Raw genomic sequence first — 603 nt, forward strand, 5'->3', positions numbered from 1 at the left:
CGCGGCGATGGTCAACGGCGGCGGCACCCCGCAGGGCGCCGCCGCGGCCGACACCCCGACGTCGCGTGCGCCGGCCGACCAGTCCAAGCCGCGGGGCGTCGCCCCGGCGACAGCGACCGAGACCACCGAGCCGCTGGCGGTCGACCGGACGAAGCAACCCGGTCAGCAGGCGCGGAAGCCGAGCAACCACAAGGCCAAGCACCACGGCAAGGGAGCGGGCAAGAAGAAGGGCAAGAAGAAGGGCAAGGGCGGCCGGAAGTAGGCCGCCCCGCTCAGGTCAGGAAGATCTTCCCTCGCCGGATCCGGAACGACTTCTTCGCCAGCGGCCGGGATGCGGGGCCCTGGACGACGCCGCCGTCGCTGATCCGGAACCGGCTGCCGTGGCAGCCACAGACGATCCGGCGCTGGGAGATGCTGCTGACGACGCAGCCCTGGTGGGTGCAGATCGCGGAGAACACCCGGAACCGGCCCTCCCGCGGCTGAGTGACCACGACCGCGCGGTCCCGCACGATCACGCCACCGCCGACCGGGACCTCGCTCGTCTCGACGACGGCGCGCCCACCGGTGGCCGCCGCACTGTCGGCCACCGCGAGCGGCCCGGGC

General features: G+C 73.8%; 2 protein-coding genes. One reads left to right on the top strand and one right to left on the bottom strand.

Translation table 11 applies throughout. The features are described from left to right. Positions 1-262 (top strand): hypothetical protein (locus H0487_RS12115; RefSeq protein WP_220793345.1); only part of this gene is annotated, 262 nt, incomplete at its 5' end. A 10-nt stretch (positions 263-272) separates the two neighbouring features. On the opposite strand, the gene H0487_RS12120 is transcribed toward H0487_RS12115, so the two are convergent. Next, positions 273-603 (bottom strand): Rieske (2Fe-2S) protein (locus H0487_RS12120; protein ID WP_183094492.1); only part of this gene is annotated, 331 nt, incomplete at its 5' end.

The sequence above is a fragment of the Nocardioides stalactiti genome (genome assembly GCF_014180715.1).
In the GTDB taxonomy this organism is placed as follows: Bacteria; Actinomycetota; Actinomycetes; order Propionibacteriales; family Nocardioidaceae; genus Nocardioides; species Nocardioides stalactiti.